Origin of the sequence: Bradyrhizobium centrolobii, from assembly GCF_001641635.1 — a bacterium.
GTDB classification, from domain to species: domain Bacteria; phylum Pseudomonadota; class Alphaproteobacteria; order Rhizobiales; family Xanthobacteraceae; genus Bradyrhizobium; species Bradyrhizobium centrolobii.
Map to the genome: position 1 here is coordinate 308,529 of NZ_LUUB01000051.1, position 20,604 is coordinate 329,132.

The window sequence follows — 20,604 nt, forward strand, 5'->3', positions numbered from 1 at the left end:
TGCTCTGTCGATGTCGCAGTCGTGGTAGCCACAACGGGGTAGGTGCACCGGGAATGGGGAATTAAGTAGATCGGACAGGCCGCTGCCGAATGTTTCTTGACCCGCATAGGCGCGCTTAACTAGCGTGTAGCAGGCAATTGTGTGACTGCGCGCTCAATACACAGGCAGGTAACACAGCATGAACAGATCATTGGTCGTTTTTGCCGGCATGACGGCTGTTGGGCTGATTCTCGTAAGTGGCGTCGAAACCCGCGGTTCTTCCCATTCCGGTGTTTCTACCAAGAATGCGAATGCCAAGATGACCAGCGCGGCACCTAAGACGCAGCCGCATCGGGTCGCTATCCACGTTGACGTCAATGACCCGGCGGTGATGAATCTCGCTCTCAACAACGTCAGCAATGTTGCTCAGCACTACAGCGACCTCGGTCAGAAAGTCGAAATCGAAGTGGTCGCGTATGGGCCGGGACTGCACATGCTGCGAGATGACACCTCGCCTGTGAAAGGGCGTATCAAGGCCATGAGCGAAACCATGCCGGAGCTTACGTTATCGGCATGCGGCAATACCCGCGAGAACATGGCGAAGAATGAGGGCAAGGATGTTCCGCTCATCTCGCAGGCGAAGGTCACCAAATCCGGTGTCGTCCGGTTGATGGAGCTCCAGGAGCGCGGCTGGAGTTACTTGCGGCCCTGATTGGCTTTATTTCCTCGCCCTGCAAAGCGTGAAGCCGTGTCAGCGCGGGCTTGGAGCGCGTTCCGCGCCGTTTCCCACGTGTTCGCCTGGAAGACAGCGGCCGGCACCGGCCGCTCCCAAGGCTCTCTGTTGTAGATCAGGAGCAGGACGCCGCGATCGCGCGCTCGATGACAGGTCGATTGACCGAGAGGTGGGGCTCGACCACGAGATCAAGATGGCCGCCGGCAATCGGAATGACGTCCAATTCCTCAAACAAGGAATCCCATCCGAGGCGCGCCGCGACCCCGGGTCGATTGCAGGCGAATACCGTCCCCTTGATGGGTAGACGACGTTTGGCATCCGCCACCCAGCGCCCGAACGCCCGCATCCGAAGGATCTCCTCCAGCTCCAGCTTGAGCATAAAGCGTGTGTTTGCCAGGGGCGTCCAGGTCATGGAGTCGACGAGCCGGCAGAACTGAACCTCGCGGCCCAAACGAGCGGCGAACTTCGCCAGCGTGCGACAAAGCATGCGGTAGATCGTCACGCGGTGCGATCGAATCCGCTGCAGTGTACGCGCAAAGGTCTCACGATGATTAACTCCGCGAGGACCGACATTGGTGTCGAGGATGCCCAGGAATTTGACCGCGCGGCCTTGTTCTATCAATCGGCTCGCAACTTCGAAAGCCACACCGCCGCCGAGCGAATAGCCAATCATTCGGATATCGCCGCGAGGTTGGGCAGCGTTGATCTGTTCGACAGCAAGTGTGGCCATCTCCTCGACCGAACCACGCCCGGTGAGGTTCCAGTTCAGATCCGGATAACGAATGGGGATTACGTGCGCCACCTTGTTCAATTGAGCGCCGAATGCCGCCATGCTCGGGCCATACCCCATCGAGCCAGGCAATATCACAAGATGAGGAAGGATCTGATCTTCACGACACTGCCGCGCCGGCCGATCCGTCATCGCGACAGCCTGGATCATGTCATCAGCGCTCATGTCAACCGTGAACGCTTCCATGTTGAGCTCATGGCCGATCAGCTCCTCGAGATCCATGACGCAGCGCAGGAGCTTCAGTGAATCACCTCCGGCCTCGTCCCAACGACCGGCAGCTTCGGACGTGCCAAGGATGCTGGTCCACACCCGTTGCACGGCCTCGTTGGCTCTGGTCATTCCGTGCATCGTCGGTACAGGAGCGGCTGAGCTCTTTCTGTTCTCGAGATCGAGCACTTTCAGCTTGGCATGATCGATTTTTCCTCCCGGCAGGCGCGGAATCTCCGATATGTCGTGCAACCTGGTCGGATGCAATGCCGCAGGGAGCGTCTGCCGGATCACGTTCCGAACGTCGGTCGTGAAATGCGGCCCTGGCGGATTGGATGGCGATGCAAACAGGACCAGCTCGTTCGCGTCCGTCACGACGGCAACGGCGTCCTTCACATAGGAGAGCTTCCGTACGACTTCCTCAAGCTCGGCCGGCTCGACACGTCGGCCATTGATCTTGAGTTGACGTCCTTTCCGTCCGACCACCCGCATCAGTCCATGCGTATCGACGACAACGAGGTCTCCGGTCTGGAAGGTGCGAGAGTGCGGATCATCCGGGGCGGGCAACGCCGGCGAAAGCCGTCCGTCTTCCCAGTATCCGAGCATGACGTATCTGCTCTTGATCACCAGCTCTCCGACTTCACCGCACGGAACGGATTTCCCGTTCTCGTCGACAACGGTAAACGATATGCCCGGAAGCAAATAGCCAACCGGAACGCCGACGCCGTCCTCCCGCCAATCCTTGGGAAGAAACCACTGGGTCCCGGTGGTTTCTGTCGACAAATAGCTGACCTGGATGAAGCAGGCCGGCTGTACTGCTCTTCGGGCAAGCGCGATATCGGTCCACAGCACTTTCTCCCCACCGATACGAACCATCCGAAGTGAATCGAAATCGCCTCGCTGACTGGAATTGATCAATGCGCGCAGCAGCGTCGGTACCACGTAGGTAATCGTTACTCGCTGCGAGTTGATCTGGCGCAGGACGCCGCGCAATCCGAGGGCCTCGACGTCAACAATGTGCAATTTTGCACCAGTCAACAAGGCCGAGAGCATCTCCCGGCAGCCGGCAATCGTGGTGGGGCCGCTCAGGGGCATGAAGACGTCGGCTGCGCCGATGTGGCATGCATCCACATATTGTTGCACGCGCTGCAGCAGGCTGCGTTGGCTGTTCACGACGCCCTTGGGCGCTCCGGTGCTGCCCGACGTATAGAGCACCACGGCAGGTGCATCGACTGAAACCGGCCCAAGCGTTGGGGGGGTGGTTGAAGGTTCGCTGGCGCGCGCGACATCGAGGCAGTGCAGACCCCGCTCTTTGACCCAGCCGGCGGAGTTGTCGTTGTCCTGTCCAATCAGCACGGAAATCCGTGCGGTTGTGGCGATGGTCATGAGGCGCTGAACCGGATCGCGCGGATTGAGTGGGACCAGGATCCGGCCCGCCGCCATGCATGCCAGCATGGCGATTGGCTGCCAGACCGAGCCGCGCAACAGCCACCCGACGGCATCTCCTTCCGGGATTATTGCCGTGATCACGTCGGCCAACGCCAAAACCCGGGACAACAGCTGCGAGTAGGTAAAGCTGTGGGTGCCGTCGCTAATGGCGACTCTGTCGGCAAATCTCGCTGTTACCGCAATCAGGTGTTCGATCGTGGGGACGCCGGCGAAGCCGGGTCCCATCGCGTCGAATGGCCGGTCGACAGGGCCATGCAAATCGAGAGGTACTTCAGCAGGGCTCTTCCAGCGCAGCGTCGTGGGTAATTCCTGGACGGTCGAGGACGAGTGCATGTTCGAAACGCGCCGTGAATCATCAGACGAATGTGCACCGCTGTGTGTCTGGAGTTGCATCACGGTACCCATCATGTTCCCGCCCTAACGTAGGTCAATCCGGTCTGTGCACGCATACTCCGAATGAAGGATGCGCTTGAAGTTTGGTTGTGAACGGACGGCCATACCCGGCATCGGATGCAAGAGGAGGGTTTGCATGGTCAGCCTGTGCCTGGTCGAACGGTGTCTTGCCCGTGTCAAAACGTTCCGAGTGTCGGTCGATGAACATCTGGACCTAGGCCGCTGCGGGTCACTGAGGTGGCCTCAGACCAGCCCCGGCGTGGTCGGAAACATCGATGACGGGTTCAATCCTTATCCATCGTGCCACCGTTGTTTTGAGGCGGTGGTAGTAGAGCATCAGGGGCGACTTGGACGACAGCTCCATATCCGATGGCGTAACCTCGGATTGGATTCCGTGTGTCAGGACACACCAGAACCTGACACCGGCATCAAGGTCCGAAGAACGAGCGAACCGATTCAGCGCGCTTTGTGCCACATCGCGACTGGTGCTTCCGGCCCGAACGGCGAGCAGAACATGATCTGCCCAGGAAGCGAGGAGTCTCACTTCGGGCGCATCATGCAGCGAGGGGGCGTTGATGACGATGAGATCGTAGGTGTTTCTCAGCTGCTCGAACAGCGACGACACCTTCGGGCCCGCCAGCGGCCATAGGCGATTTCCCTCGGACAATCCTGCCGATATATAATCAACGCCGAGCTCCGGGATGTGCTGGACGGCCTTGGCCGCAGCCTCGTCGTGCGCCAACAGTTTGAACAGATCTGCAGCATCGCCGCCGGGGCGACGAGGCAGTTGCCCGAAATCCAGGAACAGAACGCGTTGTCCGAGTTGCGCAGCGCAAGAGCCGAAACTCCACGCAACCGCGCTCTTACCTTCACCGTGCAAGCTGGACGTCACCAGGACAACATGCTGTGGCCGTGGCGAGACCGGATCAGTGGCCAATAGCGATACGACAGTAGAACGAACTGCTCTCGTGTGCGAGATAGCCGATTGTTCCACGATCCGGCGCGGCGAGCTGTTCAACTCGAGCGGGATCGACGGTATCAAACCGACACACGGGATGCCCAATGCTTCTGCAGCCTCGGCCTCGGTGTGCAGGCTTCGATCAAAGTGATTCAGGATGACTGCGACAAGGCATGCCAAGAGGGCGAAGATAATCGTGATTGGGGGGACAAGAAGGAACGGGTTCAACGAACTGGGAAGGTCCGGCGGCGAGGCGTCCGCGATCACGGTCACCTCCGGCTCGGTGACGACGCCCTTCGTGGTCAGTTCTTGCCGCCTTCGCAGCAGTGTTTCGTACTGCTGTGCCAAGGTAGTGATCTGCCATTCCAAGGCGGCCACGCTCTGCGATGACGAAGTCGGACCAGAGTGACTTGAATCCAATTCAGCCTTTGCCTTCGACAAGTCGCGCTGAACGGCGGCCGATTGTTCCGCGATGGTATCCAGAGCCTGGAGCTCCACGGCCTGTTTTTGTCGGGTCAGCTCGTCGACATAGGACCGAGCCACAAGATTCGCGACTTCCGCGGCCCGCTGCGGATTGGCGTCGTTGAATATTACGCTGATAACTCTGGATCGGCGCTCCTGACTGATCTTCAAGCGACCTTTCAATGCTGCCACTGCCGCGCCGTCGCTCGGCTGGTGTCTACCGAAAGAGAGAACCCCCTTGGTCTTTGACCATGCAGTGCGGATCAGGGCTCGCGCGGCGGAATCCGTTACTCTGCCCTGCGCCGGCTTGTCGAGCATCCTCAGTGCCGGCAAAAGCCGCCGCAGGTAGGCGTCGGACGACATGACCGTCACATGCGTGTCGATGGTCGAATCGTCGGAACCGCCAGCCGGTGCGGAGGCATTGCCGGCCGCACCGGCATTGTCGGCTGCTCCGCCGCCTCGCGCATTCACGACGAGCTGTGCTGTTGCGATGTAGGAGGGGGACATAAGAAGGCTGCCAAGCACGGCGAGCAGGGCACCGAGAGCAATCATCCTGACTACGAAGTGCTTGTACCGCCTGATGCTATCCAGGACGTGCTTGAACGTTGCTACGGCGTCATCCTTGGGAGGCGGATCGGCTTTTGGCCGTGTCTGGGACAGAACGGTCACCGGCAGAATCCGTTTACCTGTAAACGCTTCCATTGCGCGCTCCTCTACTGCGCAGCTTCCATGACGTCCGTTGTTTGGGACGTTCCGTAGCCAACTGATGTCTCGAGCCAGGACTGCAGCATCAGGACAGCCCAGAGCGTTCGCGAGTGATCGCGGCGGCCGCTAAGATGCTGGAGCCAGCAGTCCTGTACCTGAGTGGCGTCCAGCAAATGCTGGTTGCGAAGACGCGACTCGGAAATAAGGTCTGACGCCCAGGAGCGAAGAGGTCCCTTCAGCCAGGCGCCGATGGGTACGTCAAATCCTTGTTTCGGGCGCTCGAAGAGGTGGCGCGGCAGGTGGCGACCGAGAACCTCGCGCAAGAGCCATTTTCCCTGACCATGGCGCACCTTCGCGGAGTTCGGTAATGTCCAGCAGAACTCGACAATCCGAGGGTCGAGAATCGGGCAACGGGCCTCCAGGCTCGTCGCCATGCTGGCGCGATCGAGCTTCACCAGAATATCGCTGGGGAGATATTGGAGCATATCCCGGACGATGAAGTCGGACAGAAGATCGTTGAGCGGCGGCACCGATCCCGAACCGGCGTCCGCTTGCACTCGCGTCAACCGTAGCTCGGACAGTCGCGTCGATCGGCGGTACATTTCATCGACGTCATTGCCGCCGATAACGTCTGCCAGACGGTTGATCCGGTCGCCGTGGATCATCCGCTGCAGCCGATCTGGAATGCGAAGCGCGTCCGCGACGCTTTCGCGGAGGCCGCGTCCGAGCAGCGCAACACCGGTTGCCGCCATCGTCCGGAGCGATCGGTTAGCGTTCAGCAGAGCAGCCAGGCGGACGGACAGAACATGCCTGGAATATCCGCCAAAGCATTCGTCACCGCCATCGCCGGATAGCGCAACAGTGACTTCCCGCCGCGCGAGCCGAGACAGAAGCAGCGTCGGAATTTGCGATTCATCGGCAAACGGCTCGTCCCAGACGGTTGGAAGTTCCGGAATAACCGCCCTCGCTTCTGCGGGCGTGAGACGTAGCTCGGTGTGACTGGTGCCGAGATGCCGCGCCACGGCTGCAGCGTTGGCCGTCTCGTCGAAGGTGCGTTCGCCGAAGCCGATCGTGTACGTGCGCACGGGTCGGCTCGACTGGGATTGCATCAGAGCGACGACTGTCGAACTGTCAATGCCGCCCGACAGGAATAGCCCGATCGGCACGTCGGCGACCATTCGGTCGGCGACAGCAGCCTGAAGCAGATCGTGAGCGCGGGATGCCAACTGGCGATCATCGCCGGCGGCCGGCTCTGCGCGACCCGTTTGCGCGACGTCGAGCAGCGACCACCAGGAACGTGCTCTCGCTCGGAGCGCTGCGGTGTCGCGCAACGCCGAGAGGTCGTCGGCATCGATAGATAGAACACCACCGGGTGGAATCTTGAAGACGCCTCGCCAAATGCAATGGTCCTCCGGCAACCATCCGCGAGTGAGAAACTCCGCGACCGCGTGCGGATCAATCTCCTGACGAAAGTCGGGGAATGCAGCGATCGCCTTCAGCTCCGACGCAAAGACAACGGCACTTGGCGTTCGCGCGACGTAGAGGGGCTTTTTTCCCATTCGATCGCGGGCCAAATGCAGCTTGCGGTTCCGGCGATCCCACAGGCCGATGGCGAACATTCCATTGCTGCGCTGCAGGGCCGCCTCGAGCCCCCATCTCTCGACCATCGCCAGCAGGACTTCGGTATCGCTATTACCGGTGAAGTGTTGGCCTTCGCGCTCGAGCCCTCGCCGCAATGACTTGTAGTTGTAGATCTCGCCGTTGAACGTAATGACGAAGCGTCCGCTGCGCGAAAGCATCGGTTGCCGGCCCGCATCGGTCAGGTCGATGATAGCGAGCCTGCGATGCCCGAACGCTATTCCGGCTTCTCGATCACACCAGAACCCGTCGGCATCCGGACCGCGGTGGCGCAGGCGCGCCGTCATCGGCCCGATCGCGGCCAAGTCGGCGGATCTAGCGGCGTGCAGCGTCTGAAGTATTCCGGTAATCCCACACATGGCTCAACTTCCAATGCGCGCATGCAGCGATGGGCGGCGATCCGAGCCCAGGACAAGTCCCAGGGCGACCGCGAACCACACGGTCGGATGTCGCAGGATGAAATGGCTGATACTGAAAATGGCGAGCGCAACGATCAGAACGGCCAGGGCGTCGAGCCGCGCACGAAGCAGGAGCGCAAGAGTGGCCGCGAACAGGCTGACAACGGCAAGCACGCCGAGCAGGCCGCCTTGGGTGAACACGTCCAGCAGGGTGCTGTGAGCCTCCACGGGGAGCGCAACACCCTTATCTGTGATGCCGCTCGGTTTCTCCAAATGCGGCCCGGGCCCAAGTCCGATCGATCCGGACTCCAGTCCGGCTTGCCAGGCGTCCTGCCAAAGGCTCAGCCGCAGATTCGCCGTCGCCTTCGTTGCCTCGCCGCCATGATCCTTCATCATGCCCGCGGCTAGCCCTTCGACGTCATCGGCAGTTGCCACTCCATAGGGTACCAGCGACAGCGAGAGGGGAGTGATCGCGATGACGAGAAGCGCCGCTGCTGCAAACCGGAGGCTCAATCGATGCTCGGGTGAGGTCAGCCAACTCCGCAAGCGCAGCGCAGCAAACAGGGGTATCGACAGAGACATTGAAATGAGGAACGTATCGCTCTTGGTCAACCGGCCGACGAAGAAGGTTGCGGCGCAGCTCAACGCTGCCACGAGACGGCCAAACCCCTGGGCCGAAAGGACCATGTGGAGCGACAGTGGCGTCAAAACTGCACAGTAAATTGCCAGCTGATTTGGATTCTCCGACCAGCCGCGAAACCGATCCCAATACCATGGATCAACCGACGATATGCTGATGTAGCCCCAGCCCAGTGCTAGCTGTATGGCCACGGCGATGATCCAGAATCCGATCAGGAACCATAGCGTTTGGCGGAGAGTACCTTCGGGCCTCAGTGTCGCGGCCACCATGCAACTGACAGCCGCCACAAGCAGATATGCGAAGATGTCGTGCGCCACCAGCTCGGGGTCGACGATCTCGGGGCGCAGCAGTGCCAGGAATGCGCCGACGCTCTGGATAAAGATGAAGCAGACCCAGAACGTGCCGATCCAGAGCAGAGCTCTGGGATTGCGGACCCCTGAACCGGCCAGGAGATGCAAGGATGCGAGACCGAGCCACAAGACGAGGCAGGCCTCGCCAACTCCCAAGGGGACGCCCGGGAGCCGCAGCTGTGAAGCCGTCCCAAGTACGAGGCCAAGAGCAAGGAGGGCACTGCCAATCATTGTATTTTACTGCTGCTCTGCCGCACCGCCCGCCCATCATTTGGACCGCCGCAGGAAAGCAGCTGCCTGTAGAGCGCCGCATAGCGGTCGGCCACGACGTTCAGATCAAACTCGCGGCGCACCAGGCCGATCGAGCGCTGCCCCATTGTTTTTGCGCGAGTGGGATCCTGAAGAAGGTCAAGAATTCCGGCTGCGAGCGCGCGTGGGTCGCGCGGCGGAACGAGGTGGCCATTCCAGTCCTCAACCACCACATCGTCGCACCCGGGCATGCGGGAGGCGACGATTGGCACACCCGCCAGACCGGCCTCCAGCAGAACGCGCGGAATGCCTTCGCGATACTCAGTTGGAAAGGCAAAGAGATCGGCAATTCCAAGAAGGGCCGGAATATCCGACCTGGCGCCGGTCGCAATCACATAGGGTGCATGCTGCTCGATCAGCGCCTGATCCACGGCGAACGGACCCTCGCTGTCGCGAGGACCGACGAGCAGAAAGCGAACTTGTGGGCGTACCTGGTGAACGATCTTCGCCGCTTCAAGAAGCGTCGGTATGCCCTTCTGTACGGTCAATCGGCTCACCGTAAGGACGATTTCGGCGTCGTCCAGCCCAAGCTCGGCACGTAGCTCGGAAGGGGGAGCCGTTCGTGCTCGTGCTGTCTCGAACGCGTCGACATCGATCCCTGAGCTTCCGATGACGGCAGCGGAGCTCTTTCCAAGCAGATGGTGGCGGTGGAAGAATCTGCTGTCGGCCTTGTTCTGGAATACCGTCGCGGCAGTCCAGCAAGCGGCCAGGCGCTGTGTCGCCAGATAGACAGGTCGAAACGCCAGGGCCTTCAGTTCCGTAGAAGAGAAGACCCATCCCATCCCGTTAATCGTGCGCACAACGGGCACCGCACCCCGGAGCGCCAAAGGTGCGAACAAGTTCGGCTTGGTATCGAATGTCTGGATGACGTCTGGACGAAGGTGCTTCACGAACTGTGAAAGTTGACCCATGGCGGCGCGATCGGAAAGGCCCACGCCGAATCTGTCGAACTGATACTGATGATACTGGATGCCGTTCTTCGTGAACGGAGACACCGCGCCAGTCCCGGCAGCGCTCACTCGCAAGCCGCGGTTCTGCAGAGCCGTGAGGAAGGGGATTCGCAGAGCGTGATCCTCACCTCCTACGCAAAGCAAGTGCAGTGCCATGCTGTTTCCTTTCGGTCTTTTGCGCAGTCTCGCCAAGACCATAGTTTACACAAACGACGTTCGCCTTTTCGGCGAAGGTACGGATCGGGATAGCTTAGGAGGAGTTCAGGACCTGTCTTCATTCATTCGAATGACTCCGGTGGAAGCAGGTCGCGTCCCTCATTCGAACAAGACATTTGAAGCGACAAAGCGGCGCGGAAGCATGCTCTGCACCCGTGCCGCGGGCAGTTCGAAGCTGGCCCATTCGACAAGGCGATGCCGCATTGCGAAGTTCCGCTACGGCAGGATGGCGACGCGTCCGAGCAACGCGATCAGGTCCGCCTGTCGGCGCGTCTGTGTCTTGACGAACAAGGAGGCCAACTGAGAGCGGACTGTCGTTCGGCTTAGTCGTCGAGCACGAGCAATATCGAGCAGGTTGTGGCCTCGTGCCAACTCAAGGGCAAGCTGAGTTTCTGCAGCGGTGAATCCAAACAGGCGCTGCAGCGTCCGGGGGGAGGGCTCCGGATGTGCGTCGAGATCCAGCAAGATCAGCGCGATAGTCTCGTCGGTCCACGCGTTCGCCACCTGATTTACAAGCGCGGTGAAACCTTCCTTGGTCGATGTCGCCAGCCACGATGTGGAGCCCGCCGGAAACTGTGCGCCTGCCCGGTTCACGAGCTGCTTCACGGCCCCGTAGAGCGTGTCGTGGCTCGCACTAGCTTCGGATTCGCGCTCCAGTATTGCGCGGCCGGTTGGACTGAGTTCAACGAGGCGGCCGCGCCTGAGCAAGACTTGTCCGCAGCCAATGCGCGCGAGCACCCCGCGCAGGCCGTCGTGTTTTTGACAGTTAGTGGCTTCAGATTGAACCGGTAGAACACGATTTGAAATATTGAATATTGATTCAGTAGACTGGTGTTGCAATGCAATGGTCCTTGGCAATGTGGCACTCTGGCTCAAGTTCAACATGTCGAACCCCCGGCCGTGCTTTTTCCGATGGGCTGAATGTGCCAAGACCATCCAGAGCGTGTAAACGTTCAAGGGGGGGTACCTCCGTCGCCCTTTAGCGGCTGAAAGCAGCCGATCCGTGCGCCCGCTTGCCTGATTAAGTCTAAGTGGAAGGGAAGGGTGATCTACGCCTTTAGCGTGCAGCGATTGCTGCGCTACGTGCACAAGGGCGCGCGGAGGCTACCCTTAAGGGAGTACCCCTATTCGCCGTCAATTCGAGAGTCTGGCAGCCGCCGGGCGCAGCGTGACTTCGATAACGTCACCCGGCTCCACGTCGAAATCGACGGATGCGGGTATCCTGTCCCACTGCTGACCGAGCCGCCGCACGACAACCACGTCGGGATTCAGCTCGCCTGAATTGACGGGGATCGCGCCCGAGCCTCCGATCGGCTGCAGCTTTTGACTCAGAGCCTGCATTCGCACACGCAGGTCCGCCAACCGAACGTTCGAGTCTTTCTGCTCCTTAAGCAGATTGATTGTGCGCTGGCTGGTAACTCGCTCCGTTTGCCTCAAGAAGTCCTCGCGCTGACGTTGAAGCCGCATGAGCTCGACGCTCGTCTGCAGGCGTCGGGTCGAGGACAGCAACAGGGCGCGCCGGCTTTCGCTGACGCGGGGACTTGCCAGCAGTCCCGAGCCGAACGCCTTCATAACTCGCTCGAGCTCCTCTTCGTCGGCCTGCACGCCCTTTTCTTCACCTTCCTGCTGCTTTTTGAGGGTCGCGAACTGGGCGTCCGTTTGCTTTATGGCGTCGTCCAGAAAACGCTCTTCCGTACGATAGTCGGTCTGCGAGGTTTTCAGAGAATCTTTCTCAGCTTGAACAACCGAGGCGATCACGTTCGCGGGCAGCGAAATGTCGCTCGGTGGGGTGGCGTCGAACGTGTCGCGGCCATCAAGTTCGGCGCTGGTTCGGACGATGTGGAAGTATTCCTTGGTGTATTCCGTGGCCAGGGACTGATAGTCCCGAACGAGATCCGCCGGATCGGTGGCGCCGGGTTGCATGCCGCGAGAGCGCAGCAGGCTGAAGCCGCCGGCAACGGCGACGGCCTGGCGCACGGTCATTGACGCCCGATAGACCTGCTGTCCCGGCGTGAGCACGTCGCCGGAAACATAGACCGGCCGATACTCCACCACGCTTGCCATGACGTCACCAGGCTTGACCACGAACGCCTGGTCGCGTCCGTCAGTCAGGCGTTGACGCAGTATCCTGGCCTGCAGCAGCGCCTCGATGCGGCTCTGCATTTCCGCCGGAGTCAGGCCCGCAACTTCCACAGTGCCACCTCCCGGAAGCGGAATGGTGCCGTCGATTTGAATCTGCGTGCGATTGCGTTGATCGGGTAGGCCGCCGATGGCAATCTCGATGGTATCGCCCGGTGCGAGCTTATAAGGAGCTGCGAGGCATGATCCACTTGTCGTGAGACAAAGAAGTCCCGTCCATAGGCCGGGCAGGACGACGGCGGAGAGCTTGCCTCGCTTTTTGCTCTTCATGGACGAACTCTCAATGTGACCAAGTCTTGGTGGCTTTTCGGTTCGGGGACATCTAATTGCGACCTTTTCAGATGGCCCTCTTCAAATCTGAAACGTGAGGGGCTGGAAGGAAGATCTCGTAATTTCCGAAGAAGTGCCTTTGCTCTTCGACGTGATCGAAAAGCCCTTGCCGGAGTGCAGCCAGGATTTCGTTCACCCCTTGCGGAACGCTGACTTCAGGAGTGAAATTCAGGACTCGACGAATCTTCTCGAAATTCACGCGGTAGTTCCGAGGATCTGCACCACGTTCCTGATAAGTCACTTTCGATCGTGGAATGTGCTTCAGGATCTCTTCGACGACCATCAATTTCGTGAAGTTATTCTCCTCACAACCCACGTTGAAGACTTCGAAGGCGACCTTGTCGGTAGGAGCGCCGAGCACCTGCTCGACGGCACGTGAAAAATCGCTGACATGGCAGTAAGGACGCCAGGTCTTGGGATCGAAGACCAGAAGCTCATTTCCCAGGTGGAGCTCACGCACAAACTCATTCACCGTGAGATCGAAGCGCATGCGCGAGGAAAGGCCGAAGGCGGTTGCAAAGCGGAGCACCGTTGGATGAAATCCAACCTTTCCCTTCAGGCTCAGGATCTTCTGCTCCATCTCCACTTTGTGTTTGGCGTAAAGGGAGAGTGGCGCAAGGGGGTAGTTTTCATCGACTGCCGTGTCTTCCTCCACGAGGCCGTAGTTCGAGCAAGTGGACACAAAGATCAGGCGGTCGACGGGATGATTTCGGAGGGTATCGATAAGGGACCCGATGCCGGCGCGATTGATGGCATGACTTTCGTCCGGAAACTTGCTTGTGATCGGGTCGCCGACAAGGCCAGCCAGGATAACGACGTCATCCACGTCCTTCAAAGCTTGAGTGACGATACGCGGATCGCGAACATCGCCGCGCATAAACTCGTACTGCGGGTTGATCAGATAGGGCCAGGCACAGCTCTCGTTCTTGTAGATCAGCTGATCCAGGCAGCGAACGCTCCACCCTTTTCCGAGGAGATGGCCCGTCATCACCGAGCCGACGTAACCTGCACCGCCTACGAGCAATACTTTTCGTTTGTCAGTAGCCATTTGAACATCCGTCCACTTCTGTCACGAGAACTTTCGGGCTGAAATAGCTGATTGTTGGTGTTGCACTGTCTGATCGTCTGGTCGGCGCTTTCGTATCCGTCTGAGAAGAGGCTCTCCCACACTGATCCAACCGGCACGAAGGACCCACCAAAGGTCGGACGCGACGGTCCGTCTCGAGTAATATGCCAGGTCGATCTTCGCCTTGGCGGGGAACAGGACGTCTCGATAGAAATCTGCCACATTGCCGCCCGGTGGGAAGAGCGTGTTCTCGTGTCGAAAGAGAACCTGACATGGTCCAATGAGACCCGGTCGATGTTCGAGGATCTTTTCGAACCCGTTTTTGAAGCAGTCGGCAAATGCGAGCGACTCGGGTCTTGGGCCGACGAAGGACATATCCCCGCGCAAGATATTCCAGAGCTGCGGCAGCTCGTCCAGCTTGAACCCAGCCAGGACGTGGCCGATCGTCGTCATTCGATCATCGTTCATCATCGTGAGGGGACTTCCGCGATCGTCGCAGTCGGCTCTGAATTTCCGGAATTTGTACATGCGGAAGGGCGATCCATTCCGTCCGAGACGAAGTTGCGAATACAGAATCGGCCGTCCACCCTCGATCCAGATTGCGAGCGCTATGATCAAAAGGACAGGCATTAGAACGAGTCCTGCCGTGCCGGCACAGAGGATGTCGACAAAGCGGCGTAAGCGCACGGGTGCAGCTGCAGCTCGCGCGAATTCCGGAGTCGCCATCTCGCTCATGCCTGTACGACCTCCGCCGGACAGCCTGCACGAAGTCCAACGGCCAGACGGCTCGCCACATGATCGACGTCGGCCGCGGTCATTGCCGGGTGGAGCGGCAAGGTGAGCTCGCGTCGGGAAAAGTCCTCAGTGGTCGGCAGGCTCGTGCCCGGATACAGATCGTTGTAGAACGTCAGTCGGTGCACCGGTGGATAGTGAATGGTCGTCTGGATACCGTGCTTGCTGAGCTGTTCAATGAGGGGCTGCCGGGCGGTTGCCGCGGGCAAGACGGCCGGCAACAGATGGTGTGCTGACACCCACGAAGCATCGAAGGGGACCAAGACCGACGGGCAGAGCTCGGCAAGGCGTTGCCGATAGTGCAGCGACAGCTGCCGTCTGATGTCATTCCATGCCGGCAACTTTCGCAGCTGCACAAGGCCAACCGCGGCGCGCAGCTCGTCCATGCGATAATTGAACCCAAGGAGAGTCACGTCGTATTCCGGGCTACGGCTGATGAGGCGCTGGCGAGTGTTGCTCGTCATTCCATGGGATCTGGCGCGCCTGATCGTTTCGTTCAAAGCCCGGTTTCGCGTGATGATTGCGCCGCCCTCAGCGGTCGTCATGTTCTTGTTGCCGTAGAAGGAAAACGCGGCTGCATCGCCAAACGTCCCGACCCCCTCGACCCCAGGGGCATGCGCGGCGTCCTCGATCAGGAGCAGGTTCTTCCTGCGAGCGAAGGCCTGCCATGCCTCACGATCAGCCAGGTAGCCTGCAAAGTGCATGAGGATCACAGCCTTGGTTCGCGAGGTGCACTTGGCGTGAGCGTCAGCCAAGGACATCAAGGGAACTGCCGTCGATTCGACATCGACGAACACGGGCCGTGCTCCTACGTAGAGGGCGGCGTTGGCGGTAGCCACGAACGTCAGAGACGGAACGAGCACTTCATCGCCAGGGCCGATCCCGAGGGCGTGCAGGATGAGGTGAAGTGCCGCCGTGCAGGAGCCGACGGCGATTGAGTCGTCGGCGTCATGCATGCGAGCGAAGGTTTGCTCGAACTCCCGTACTCGATCGCCCATGGTGATCCAGCCGCTATCGATGACAGCGGCGAGAGCTTCCTTCTCCTCAGCTCCCAGGGCCGGCTCTGATACCAACAGCATGTCTTGTCTTCCTCTTGGTTCCGGGCGTCACGCGGCGGCGGTCGCGAACGCAGGCGACTGCTCGTCCCATGCAATATCCTGGGCCTTGAGGAAGTCTTCGACACGGCCGATGTCGAGCCATAGGCCGCTGTGCTTGAATACACTTACAGGAGCCTTTTCCTCGATCATCTGGAACATCAGATCGTCAAAGCCGAATGGCACGCCGGACGGAATGCGCTCAAGGATGGTGGGATTCATACAGTAGATTCCCATGCTGACGAGGTTCGCCAGCTCGGGCTTCTCGCGAAAGCCGGTCACTCGGCCATGCGTCTCGTCAATCACACCGAAGTCCATCTTCGTGGTTCGAACGGAAGTGGCAATGGTGATACCGGAGCCGCTTTCCCGATGATTGTGGATGAATTGATTGAGATTGAGGTCCGTCAGCACGTCGCCGTTGAGAACCAGGAATGGCTCGTCGAGCTGTTCGCGCAGCAACGACAACGGACCGATCGTTCCAAGAGGCTCAACTTCCTGCGTGTAGGTGATCCGCATATTCCACTGGTTGCCGTCGCCGCAGACGCTGCGGATCAGATGGCCCAGGTATCCAGTCGTAACGTAGACCTCCCTGACTCCGTTACGTCTCAGCCACTTGAGCACGAGCTCGAGCACGGGGCGCGCTCCGATCGGCATGAGCGGTTTCGGCAAAATGGAAGTATGGGGACGCAGTCGAGTTCCTTTGCCGCCGCACTGAACCACTGCTTTCATCTGCACCCTCCTGTTACGAAAAAAATATGCCGTGTTCTAAACTTCTGAACGAAACCGTGGATGCGCTATGCGCGATCTTTAAAAAAGCTAGGGGCAAACCGCGCGTGCGTCTTCGTGCGTTTGCATGAGAGCTGTGCGGGGCAGCCCACGGAAGATTGTCGCGCCGGTGCATGCGAAAGCCGCGCAAGCCGGATTACCCCTTTCGGGGAGACACTCGCAAAAGCCTGTTGGCGTGCAGAACAATGCTGCGCGCGCGGCTCGCAAAAAGGGCGTCGCGCCAGGCGATCGTGTGAAGCCTGCGTGTCGGACGACACATCGGCGAAAAGGCCCGGAATCCCCGAGCCCATTGTTCGGTCAGGCATCGGCGGCCGAGCTAATTTTTCGAACGACGTAGTGGCCTATGCCCTGGATGGAATCAAGGTTCTCAGGAAGGATCTCGCTGTCGTCGACGGTGATGTCGAAGGTCGTCTCGATGAAGCCGACGACCTCGAGCACTCCAGTGGAGTCGATGATGCCATGGTCGAGCAGGGAAGTATCGTCGCTCAACGCTCCCATGTCGCTGATATAGAAATTCGATCCCAGAAAAGCGCGGATCTGTTCCTTGCAGTGGTCCAGTGCTACGACCAGTGTCATTGTATTCGTACTCCGATGAATTGGTGATAGGCCAATCAAATCCTGCCCGCGAGTTAGCTGGCAATAAGCTCTCTCTTGCTGATCTTGCCGGTATCCGTCCTCGGCAGGTCCGGCACGATAACGATGTATTTGGGCACCATAAAACTTTCGAGGCGCTCCTGGCACTCTCGCTGAATCTGCTTCTCATCGAAGGCCCGTCCCTGATCGACCACGACGAACGCCTTTATCGCGTGGCCAAGCACCTCGTCAGGAACGCCAACGACCGCTGCTTCTCTTACCCCTGGAATATCCAGCAACGCGCTCTCCACTTCCTTCGGCGCAACTTTCTCCCCACGGGATTTGATGACCTCGTCACTCCGGCTGATAAAATAGAGGTAGCCTTCCGCGTCCATTTGACAGTAGTCGCCAGTGTACAGAACCTGCTCGCCGGGAAGCGGTCCTGGCTTGAGCTTTCTCGCCGTGGCGTCCGGCTTTCGCCAATAACCCTTCATGACCGTCGCGCCGCGGATCACGAGCTGTCCGGCGACGCCAGGACCCAGCCGCTGGCCACGCTCGTCGACGATCCACATTTCTGTATTGGGGATGGCGATCCCGACGCTCGTGGGCTTCCGGTCGAGATCCTCCGGCGGCAAATAAGTGCAGCGTTTGCATTCGGTAAGACCGTACATGGAGTAGATGCGCGCGCCGGAAAATACAGCTTTCAGCAGCAGCAGGTGCTGGACCGGTAGGGCGGCGCCGGTGCTCGTGACGTAGCGGATGCTCGAAAGATCGTAAGTCGTTAGGGACTCAAGCTGCAGCAGCGTCGAGAAGATCGTCGGCACACCGGGAAAACCTGTAATCTTCTCCTCTGCGATGCGCCGAAGAACCTGCGCCGGAAAGGCAAACGAGCGCTCGAGAACGAGGCGCGCTCCGGCACGAACCGCCATGATCATCTGATAGAGGCCGTAGTCGAAGGCGAGCGGCAGAACGTTGAGGATAACCTCATCATCGCGCACGCTCAGGTATGAAGCAACCGACGCACACGCTGCCATCATGTTCCTGTGCGTCAGCATCACCCCTTTGGGCTCGCCAGTCGAACCCGAGGTATATACGATGGCAGCGAGATCGATATCGATACAGCGGCGCGCGGGCGGTGCGTTGTGCTCGGTTGCCATTGTCGCGTTCCATCGCACCGCGTGTGGCAATGCCGTCAGATCGGCGTCGTCGATCGTCCCGGAAACGATCACACGGCGCAGCGACGAGCAGTGTCGTGCGGGTTCGTTGAACGTCGCATACAGGCGCTTCTGCGTGATAAGGGCAGTTGGCTGGCAGTCATCGAGGAGATAGCTGAGCTTGTCACGCTTGGTGAGCGGGTTGATGAGGCATACCACCGCGTTGGCCTTGAGTACGGCCCAGAAGCTGACGACCGCCTCAACGGTGTTGTCGGCGAAAATCATCACGCGGTCGCCGCGTTCCACGCCAGCCTCGGCCAAGTGGTGCGCGAGCGCGTTCGACCACGCCTCGAGTTGGCCGTAGGTGACCCGGTGACCGTCGCACACGAGTCCGACCTTTTCGCCTCTGCTGCGTGCCGAGTGGACCAGGTAATCGTGCAGGAGTGGCACAGGATCGTCGTCCATCAGCTGTAAGCCTCCGATGAATGTTGAGCGTCGACATCCACGCGGAGATTGAGGCGGTGCGCCCCCTCCGGGCGGCTCGCGACGAACTGTTCGAACAGGAGCTGGGTGGACAACACGCCGACCAGCGCCATGTTGTCGAAATTGGACAGATCGCCATCGCCAGCTTCCGCCTGCGCCCGGCACTTCGTGCGCAGCCGTTCGACCGCTGTCGGATCGAAGATGTTGGCCGCGCGGACGCTCGTGCCAGACAGTGCTTCATTGACATAAGATGGGGCATCGCTGCCGACGAAGCAGAGCGCGTTGGGCGCCCGGTATGCCTGCTTCTTGCGGGCGACGATCTCGGGTGGAACGAGGGGAAGTGTGACACGCTTCAGGACGTGCTTCTCGTCGAGAAGGCGAAGCTTATGAGCATCTGGAAGCGAGTTCGCGAGTTCCACAACATCGCCGTCGAGGAATGGAAAGCGTCCCTCGACCGAGTGCGCCATAAGCATCCTGTCCCCCTGGGAGGAGAGCAGGTACCCCACAAGGAGTGTCCTGGTCTCGAGATACTGATCCTGCGCAAGCGGCGTCCAGCGGCCGAATTCCGACGGCAGATGATCGAGCAATTCGGTGACGGGGTCCGCGCCCGAGCATGCGGCACGCATGTCGTTGGAGAACAGCCGCTTGATCGCGCTGGTACTGCGCCAGCGCGGGTGATGGGCAAAGCCGGGCATATCAGGCATCGAAATGCCGTGGCCGAAGAACTTGAGTGCGATCGCTTGCGTATGGACTGGCGATCGCGAGAGGTAGGGATAAAGCCGCTTCAGGAGGCCGGCCCGCCGTGTCGAGCCTGGCTGGCGTCCCCAGAAACGACGAATCTTGCCCTCGCGAAACAGATCGTAGCCGGCGAACATCTCATCGGCGCCTTCGCCGGTCAGAACGACCTTGATGCCGCGCTCGCGCACAAGCTTTGAAAGCAGGAACAGCGGCACAGGGGCGGTCCTCAGGATCGGACGTTCGGCGTGATAGATGACTTTGGGAAACGCCTCGGCGATGTCCTGGTGCGAGACCATGAGCTCGTGGTGTTCGCTTCCGATCGTGCGAGCCATCAGGCGCTGATAAACGGTCTCGTCGTACTCGGTGTCGGTGAAACGCAGGGAAAAGGTCTGGAAGCGCTTGCCTGCAAATCGGCTCCCGAGCGCCGCAACAAGCGAACTGTCAAGCCCACCGGAGAGATAGCTTCCCACGGGCACGTCGGACCGAACCATTCGTAACGCCGTTGCCGATTCCAGTGCGTTACGCACTGCATCTTCGGCATCCGCAACGGAGCCGGTGAACGGAATGCAATGCCCGTCGGGACCGCTGGGATAGCGGGGCGTCCAGAATGCACGGTCTCGAACCTCGCCGCGGGCGTAGGTGCGGATATGGCCCGGCTCAATTTCGCTGATTCCCTGAAACACGCCTTGCGGCGGCACGACGCTCCAGAAGGTAAAGGTCTGGTCAATGCCTACCTGATCGAAGGCTCGAGGGATCGCCCGATTTGCTGCGAAAATCGCCTTGATCTCACTGGCAAAGTAAAGCTGGCCTCGGTGCTCGCAGACATGCAGCGGACAGATTCCCGTCTGATCACGCGACAACACCAGGCGGCGGGCAGGGGCGTCCCATATGGCGAGCGCCCATTGCCCGTTCATCCGTTCGAACGCCGCTTCGCCCCAGGCTCGATAGGCCTGAATGACGACCTCGGTGTCGCTGCGGGTATGGAAGCGATAGCCCAGCGCGAGCAACTGTTCGCGCAACTCGATGTAATTGAAAATCTCGCCGTTGAATACGATCCAAGTCGAGCCGCTGATGTCGGTGAGAGGCTGCTGTCCGCTCGCAATGTCAATAATCGAAAGCCGAGCGTGCGCCAGCCCCGCGCGTTCATCCCGATACAGGCCTCGTTCGTCCGGCCCGCGATGTGCAAGCGCCCCGACCATCCGCAGGAGCGCTTCCCGTGAGGGACTGGCAGCGTGTGGACTCAGCGCCACGATACCAGCAATGCCGCACATG

15 protein-coding genes are annotated in these 20,604 nt (G+C 60.0%); 1 reads left to right on the forward strand and 14 read right to left on the reverse strand.

Features of this window, described 5'->3' with window-relative positions:
• The first annotated feature begins 178 nt into the window (after positions 1-178).
• Positions 179-691 (forward strand): DsrE family protein, encoded by a 513-nt coding sequence (locus AYJ54_RS14930; protein ID WP_063699644.1) that lies wholly within the window; start codon positions 179-181, stop codon positions 689-691.
• 136 nt (positions 692-827) lie between these two features.
• Here the strand turns inward: AYJ54_RS14930 and AYJ54_RS14935 are convergent, their stop codons facing one another.
• From AYJ54_RS14935 to asnB (AYJ54_RS15000), 14 genes are all read right to left on the reverse strand, one after another.
• Positions 828-3,566 (reverse strand): non-ribosomal peptide synthetase, encoded by a 2,739-nt coding sequence (locus tag AYJ54_RS14935; protein ID WP_082905646.1) that lies wholly within the window; start codon positions 3,564-3,566, stop codon positions 828-830.
• A gap of 214 nt (positions 3,567-3,780) precedes the next feature.
• A complete protein-coding gene (locus AYJ54_RS14940; protein WP_063699646.1) occupies positions 3,781-5,673 on the reverse strand; it encodes a GumC domain-containing protein in 1,893 nt (630 codons plus the stop codon).
• Between the two features lie 11 nt (positions 5,674-5,684).
• Positions 5,685-7,673, reverse strand: coding sequence for an asparagine synthase (glutamine-hydrolyzing) (gene asnB / locus AYJ54_RS14945; protein WP_063699647.1), 1,989 nt, complete (start codon positions 7,671-7,673; stop codon positions 5,685-5,687).
• Between the two features lie 3 nt (positions 7,674-7,676).
• The gene (locus AYJ54_RS14950) at positions 7,677-8,831 is read right to left on the reverse strand and encodes an O-antigen ligase family protein (protein WP_161491856.1); all 1,155 of its coding nucleotides are present in this window, start codon (positions 8,829-8,831) and stop codon (positions 7,677-7,679) included.
• A gap of 98 nt (positions 8,832-8,929) precedes the next feature.
• Positions 8,930-10,117, reverse strand: a complete 1,188-nt coding sequence (locus AYJ54_RS14955; RefSeq protein WP_063699649.1) for a glycosyltransferase — start codon at positions 10,115-10,117, stop codon at positions 8,930-8,932.
• Positions 10,118-10,393: 276 nt separating this feature from the next.
• On the reverse strand, positions 10,394-11,134 hold the full coding sequence (locus tag AYJ54_RS14960; RefSeq protein WP_136623697.1) for a helix-turn-helix transcriptional regulator: 741 nt from the start codon (positions 11,132-11,134) through the stop codon (positions 10,394-10,396).
• A 177-nt stretch (positions 11,135-11,311) separates the two neighbouring features.
• A complete protein-coding gene (locus AYJ54_RS14965) occupies positions 11,312-12,586 on the reverse strand; it encodes a polysaccharide biosynthesis/export family protein (RefSeq protein WP_063699651.1) in 1,275 nt (424 codons plus the stop codon).
• 67 nt (positions 12,587-12,653) lie between these two features.
• Positions 12,654-13,694, reverse strand: a complete 1,041-nt coding sequence (locus tag AYJ54_RS14970) for an NAD-dependent epimerase/dehydratase family protein (RefSeq protein WP_063699652.1) — start codon at positions 13,692-13,694, stop codon at positions 12,654-12,656.
• Positions 13,695-13,715: 21 nt separating this feature from the next.
• Positions 13,716-14,447, reverse strand: a complete 732-nt coding sequence (locus tag AYJ54_RS14975) for a sugar transferase (RefSeq protein ID WP_063699653.1) — start codon at positions 14,445-14,447, stop codon at positions 13,716-13,718.
• Positions 14,444-15,583, reverse strand: a complete 1,140-nt coding sequence (locus tag AYJ54_RS14980) for a DegT/DnrJ/EryC1/StrS family aminotransferase (protein WP_063699654.1) — start codon at positions 15,581-15,583, stop codon at positions 14,444-14,446. Before AYJ54_RS14980 ends, AYJ54_RS14975 begins: the two co-directional genes overlap by 4 nt.
• 27 nt (positions 15,584-15,610) lie before the next feature.
• Positions 15,611-16,327: a nucleotidyltransferase family protein gene (locus AYJ54_RS14985; protein WP_063699655.1), complete on the reverse strand. Its 717-nt coding sequence runs from the start codon at positions 16,325-16,327 to the stop codon at positions 15,611-15,613.
• 354 nt (positions 16,328-16,681) lie between these two features.
• Positions 16,682-16,960 (reverse strand): acyl carrier protein, encoded by a 279-nt coding sequence (locus AYJ54_RS14990; RefSeq protein ID WP_063699656.1) that lies wholly within the window; start codon positions 16,958-16,960, stop codon positions 16,682-16,684.
• A gap of 53 nt (positions 16,961-17,013) precedes the next feature.
• Entirely contained in the window at positions 17,014-18,576 is a 1,563-nt protein-coding gene (locus AYJ54_RS14995; protein WP_063699657.1) for a class I adenylate-forming enzyme family protein, read from the reverse strand.
• Positions 18,576-20,603 (reverse strand): asparagine synthase (glutamine-hydrolyzing), encoded by a 2,028-nt coding sequence (gene asnB, locus AYJ54_RS15000; RefSeq protein WP_063699658.1) that lies wholly within the window; start codon positions 20,601-20,603, stop codon positions 18,576-18,578. Before asnB (AYJ54_RS15000) ends, AYJ54_RS14995 begins: the two co-directional genes overlap by 1 nt.
• Position 20,604 lies beyond the last annotated feature (1 nt).

Coding starts and splice junctions, on each gene's coding strand:
- AYJ54_RS14995 (WP_063699657.1), bottom strand. CDS start 18,576: ATGGACGACGATCCTGTGCCACTCCTGCACGATTACCTGGTCCACTCG.
- AYJ54_RS14935 (WP_082905646.1), bottom strand. CDS start 3,566: ATGATGGGTACCGTGATGCAACTCCAGACACACAGCGGTGCACATTCG.
- asnB (WP_063699658.1), bottom strand. CDS start 20,603: ATGTGCGGCATTGCTGGTATCGTGGCGCTGAGTCCACACGCTGCCAGT.
- AYJ54_RS14930 (WP_063699644.1), top strand. CDS start 179: ATGAACAGATCATTGGTCGTTTTTGCCGGCATGACGGCTGTTGGGCTG.
- asnB (WP_063699647.1), bottom strand. CDS start 7,673: ATGTGTGGGATTACCGGAATACTTCAGACGCTGCACGCCGCTAGATCC.
- AYJ54_RS14970 (WP_063699652.1), bottom strand. CDS start 13,694: ATGGCTACTGACAAACGAAAAGTATTGCTCGTAGGCGGTGCAGGTTAC.
- AYJ54_RS14990 (WP_063699656.1), bottom strand. CDS start 16,960: ATGACACTGGTCGTAGCACTGGACCACTGCAAGGAACAGATCCGCGCT.
- AYJ54_RS14955 (WP_063699649.1), bottom strand. CDS start 10,117: ATGGCACTGCACTTGCTTTGCGTAGGAGGTGAGGATCACGCTCTGCGA.
- AYJ54_RS14975 (WP_063699653.1), bottom strand. CDS start 14,447: ATGAGCGAGATGGCGACTCCGGAATTCGCGCGAGCTGCAGCTGCACCC.
- AYJ54_RS14965 (WP_063699651.1), bottom strand. CDS start 12,586: ATGAAGAGCAAAAAGCGAGGCAAGCTCTCCGCCGTCGTCCTGCCCGGC.
- AYJ54_RS14940 (WP_063699646.1), bottom strand. CDS start 5,673: ATGGAAGCGTTTACAGGTAAACGGATTCTGCCGGTGACCGTTCTGTCC.
- AYJ54_RS14980 (WP_063699654.1), bottom strand. CDS start 15,583: ATGCTGTTGGTATCAGAGCCGGCCCTGGGAGCTGAGGAGAAGGAAGCT.
- AYJ54_RS14985 (WP_063699655.1), bottom strand. CDS start 16,327: ATGAAAGCAGTGGTTCAGTGCGGCGGCAAAGGAACTCGACTGCGTCCC.